Origin of the sequence: Cylindrospermopsis sp. CR12, assembly GCF_001432185.1 — a bacterium.
Taxonomy (GTDB): domain Bacteria; phylum Cyanobacteriota; class Cyanobacteriia; order Cyanobacteriales; family Nostocaceae; genus Raphidiopsis; species Raphidiopsis raciborskii.
The window spans coordinates 1-3,944 of the sequence record NZ_LMVE01000013.1 but is presented as its reverse complement, the minus strand read 5'-3'; the positions used below and the strand labels follow the sequence as shown (position 1 = coordinate 3,944).

Here is a 3,944-nt window from a genome sequence, read left to right as displayed (position 1 = left end):
GGTAAAAGGTTGACGGTAAACGTTTTCCGTCAAAGGATAAATCAGTTATTTCAAGGGGGTGGGGATATTTGGAGGGGGATTGCGCAGCACTCCCTGCGAGTCATCGCATTCAGTGTTCACCCCGGTTTCCTTCTCAAGGGAAAAACCTGAGCGTGTTGCTGAACGATTGCGCAGCACTCCCTGCGGGCGATTGCGCAGCACTCCCTACGGGAGATCGCTCTCATCTAGGCTCATTTCATGTTCGGTTCCTGGTTGGTAAAAGATTGACGGTAAACGTTTTCCGTCAAAGGATAAATCAGTTATTTCAAGGGGTGGGGATATTTGGAGGGGGATTGCGCAGCACTTCCGACGGGCGATTGCGCAGCACTCCCTATGGGAGATCGCGAAGCACTCGCTACGCGAGATCACATTCAGTGTTCCCCCCCGATTCCTTCTCAAGGGAAAAACCTGAACGTGTTGATGAACGATTGCGCAGCACTCCCGACGGGCGATTGCGCAGCACTCCCTACGGGAGATCGCTCTCATCTAGGCACGTTTCATGTTCGGTTCCCGGTTGGTAAAAGATTGACGGTAAACGTTTTCCGTCAAAGGATGAATCAGTTATTTCAAGGGGGTGGGGATATTTGGAGGGGGATTGCGAAGCACTTGCACTTGCGAGATCGCATTGCATTCCCTACGGGCGATCACAAAGTATTCCATACAGGCGATTGCGAAGCACTCCCCGTGGGAGATCGCATTGCACTCCCTACGGGATCTCGCATTTAGAAATGCCCCTGGTTTCTTCTCAAGGGGAAAATCTGAATGTATAAAGGGGCGATTGCGCAGCACTCCCTATGGGAGATCGCAAAGGACTCGCAACCTGGAGACTGTCCGTGGGGGAGACTGGGAATGAATTCCCGGTCTCCCGCTTTTTATTGGGTCTTATGTTATCCCACAAACACCTTGCCATAACAATATTGAGGTTTATTTATTGTATTGCATCCTCAATATCTTTTTGAATACTGGCAATAACAAAAGTAGATAATTTTTTGTGCCGAGGTAATGAAGTAACTTTTTTCAGGTTAGGATGCTTCCAAATTTCATGGTTGTTGCCTTGCCTAATTAGAGAAAATCCTTTTCTTGTTAGCAATCTTTGCATTTCTATGGTTGATTCATCTGTGATTCTTCTCATTGATAGTGCTTGATGAGAATCATTTATGAATTTATCCTCAAAATTTAAGATAGCTTCATTAAATTCGTCTTTATACAAATTACCTATATTTTCTAAAGTCCTTGCTATAGTTTGTTGTGTTCTTATTATTTCCATTGATTTTATTGGGTTTATTTCATTCAAAATATTCCTTATTGGAAAAGACTTGGTTGAGCTACGATTTCATCAATTCTTTTTTGTGCCATTTCCTGATATTCTTTTACCAAATCGCACCCAATAAACTTTCGATCATTCCTCAATGCAACCACCCCTGTAGTGCCAGAGCCGGTAAAAGGATCAAATACAACATCACCTTTTTTTGTAGAAGCTAATACGCATGTTTCGACCAATGCTTCAGGAAAGACTGCAAAATGTGCATCCCGAAATTTTCCTAACGGAATTTCCCAGACAGTTCTTTTATTTCTCCCCATCGGATGAAAAGCCTGATCCCATCGGCCATCATGCAAATTTTGGTTTCCTGCATTCTTGCCATTTTCTGGTGTGCCGTTACGTTTACCTAAGTGATTTCTACCACCTCTCATTTTTGAGTTTTCTGAAAATGTTACATGTGGCTCTCTTATGGAATCGGCATCATAGTAATAATCAGCAGATTTAGAAAAAAGAAAAACATACTCATGATCAGTAGTTGGCCTGTTCTTAACGGAAGATGGCATTGCATTAGGTTTTTTCCAAATGATATCGCTTCTGAGAATCCATCCCGTGTCTTTCAGCGCAAATGCTACACGCCAAGGAACGCCTTGTAGCTCTTTGTTCCGGTAAGTGTCTCCTATGTTAAGCCACAATAATCCATCATTCCTAAGCTTTGGTTTCAATGCCTCAAAACAATCAATAACATTTTTTACATAGTTTAATAAATTGCCTTCTCGTCCTATTTCTCGGACGGAGGCTTCATTTCCACTGTAATTTCTGTGACCGAAATATGGAAGGCTTGTTACAATCGCTTGAATATAATTATCAGGAATAGATGAGGCAACATCCCGGATGTCGCCACAAAGAACTTTATTAATGATTCTGCTTAAATTATCCATTATCTAAAACTCCTTGAATGTATCTGTTCAATTGGATTTGCGATGCCTCATCAAACCCCACGAACTTATTTGGGTTCATGTTGAAATGAAAGACCTTATCAATTTGATCATCAATATTATCTAATTCGGTAACGGACCAATTGAGCGCAACAATAACAGCAATCATGTGATACCTGTTTCCGTCTTCTTTCAATTCACGCACTGCCGCAATTATATCTCGTGTAAATATATGAGAATGCCCGCCACCTTCGGTCTCTCTCGTTTTGATTGGTAATAAGAGTGTTTCATTTAGTCCATTACCGGTTGGTGTAAGTTCGGCAGAAACATCAATGGTATGATTTCCAATCTTGATCTGCTTATCGGCGATTTTGATCTTCTTGTATTGACCATAGTTACCATGTATAGAAAAGTAGTTTTGAAATGCCGTGATTAACGCTGTTCTTACACTAGCTTCAAGGTGATGCCCCTTAATACTACGGCGTGATCCTTCAAGCCGGTCTATAACTACCTCACGCACTGTTAGCCAACTAAAACTTTTGACGCATGTTCTGTATTCGTTTATCAATTCAACTATTGTGTCAGATTCGGCGACTATTCTGTCGATATCTTCCATTTTTCTCATTCGGGCTATAAGCGGTGCCAGCCTCTGCTGAGGTGCGTCCCTAATTATCCATGCAAAGAAGTAAAAGCATGCTTTCTCATGTGGATAAACTCTCCCGCATAACATCCCTTGACACCAGTTCAGGAACATTCCCTTGATAATTTCTTAGGGCTAGGTCTTTTTTCTAGATGCGATCGCTTACCCATTTCCTCTCAAAGGAAAAATGCTGAACCTATCCTTGAAGACAGTTAATGGCAATGACGGACGATTCCAAAGCACTTCCTACAGGCGGGGCGATCGCAATGATATACACCGACAGTAGTTCGATAAGGGATCCCTACGGGCGATCGCGCAGCACTCCGTATGAGCGATTGTGAAGGACTAGTAACCTGGAGACTGACTGGTTTTGCGGTAGGTGGATCGAATTGAACACACAACATGTGTTTTACTAATATTGCACTTCCCATGGGCGATTGCGAAGCATTTCCTACGGGATCTCGCATTTAGGGTCCCCCATGTTTCTTCTCAAGGGAAAATTCTGAACGTGTTGAGGGGCGATCGCGAAGCACTCCCTATGGGCGATTGCGAAGCACTCGCACTCGCGAGATCGCTCTTAGTGATTATCCCCCGATTCCTTCTCAAGGGAAAAACCTGAACGTGTTGATGAACGATTGCGCAGCACTCCCGACGGGAGATCGCTCTCCTCTAGGCTCATTTCATGTTCGGTTCCTGGTTGGTAAAAGATTGACGGTAAACGTTTTTCGTCAAAGGATGAATCAGTTATTTCAAGGGGGTGGGGATATTTGGAGGGGGATTGCGAAGCACTCCCTATGGGCGATTGCGCAGCACTCCCTATGGGAGATCGCGAAGCACTCGCACTCGCGAGATCGCATTCAGTGTTCCCCCCGGTTCCTTCTCAAGGGAAATTTTTGAACCTATTCTTGGTAACGGTTCATAAAATTAGCAGGCGATCGCACCTCTAAAAAATATTTGTGCAGTAGGTAGTTAAATCTCTTCCTTAATGTGATCGATAGAAACAAAACTAAAAGTAGTACCAGGTATCCGAAACCCTGGAATTAGCAAGGTTCCCGTTGTTAAATTTCTT

The 3,944-nt window shown here is 43.4% G+C and carries 6 protein-coding genes; 3 read left to right on the top strand and 3 right to left on the bottom strand.

What is annotated here, in order from left to right; all coding sequences use genetic code 11:
- Positions 1-152 precede the first annotated feature (152 nt).
- Together ASL19_RS18415 and ASL19_RS18410 are read left to right on the top strand one after the other, a co-directional pair.
- Positions 153-560, top strand: coding sequence for a hypothetical protein (locus tag ASL19_RS18415; RefSeq protein ID WP_235528904.1), 408 nt, complete (start codon positions 153-155; stop codon positions 558-560).
- Positions 460-765, top strand: a complete 306-nt coding sequence (locus ASL19_RS18410) for a hypothetical protein (protein ID WP_235528903.1) — start codon at positions 460-462, stop codon at positions 763-765. The genes ASL19_RS18415 and ASL19_RS18410 overlap by 101 nt, the downstream gene beginning before the upstream one ends.
- A 202-nt stretch (positions 766-967) precedes the next feature.
- Here ASL19_RS18410 and ASL19_RS01740 read toward each other — a convergent pair whose 3' ends face one another.
- From ASL19_RS01740 to ASL19_RS18035, 3 genes are read right to left on the bottom strand one after another with little or no spacing between them, the layout of a single operon-like run.
- Complete coding sequence (locus ASL19_RS01740) at positions 968-1,333, bottom strand: type II toxin-antitoxin system HicA family toxin (protein WP_161808561.1); 366 nt, start codon at positions 1,331-1,333, stop codon at positions 968-970.
- 8 nt (positions 1,334-1,341) lie between these two features.
- The gene (locus ASL19_RS01735) at positions 1,342-2,238 is read right to left on the bottom strand and encodes a site-specific DNA-methyltransferase (RefSeq protein ID WP_057177035.1); all 897 of its coding nucleotides are present in this window, start codon (positions 2,236-2,238) and stop codon (positions 1,342-1,344) included.
- Entirely contained in the window at positions 2,231-2,851 is a 621-nt protein-coding gene (locus ASL19_RS18035) for a hypothetical protein (RefSeq protein ID WP_200959790.1), read from the bottom strand. The genes ASL19_RS01735 and ASL19_RS18035 overlap by 8 nt, the downstream gene beginning before the upstream one ends.
- Positions 2,852-3,421: 570 nt before the next feature.
- On the opposite strand from ASL19_RS18035, the gene ASL19_RS18405 reads away from it, so the two are divergent.
- Positions 3,422-3,772 (top strand): hypothetical protein, encoded by a 351-nt coding sequence (locus tag ASL19_RS18405; protein WP_235528902.1) that lies wholly within the window; start codon positions 3,422-3,424, stop codon positions 3,770-3,772.
- The last annotated feature ends 172 nt before the right edge of the window (positions 3,773-3,944 follow it).

Excerpts from the sequence above, each read along its gene's own strand:
- ASL19_RS18035 (WP_200959790.1), bottom strand. The coding sequence starts at position 2,851 with ATGGAAGATATCGACAGAATAGTCGCCGAATCTGACACAATAGTTGAA.
- ASL19_RS18410 (WP_235528903.1), top strand. The coding sequence starts at position 460 with ATGAACGATTGCGCAGCACTCCCGACGGGCGATTGCGCAGCACTCCCT.
- ASL19_RS01735 (WP_057177035.1), bottom strand. The coding sequence starts at position 2,238 with ATGGATAATTTAAGCAGAATCATTAATAAAGTTCTTTGTGGCGACATC.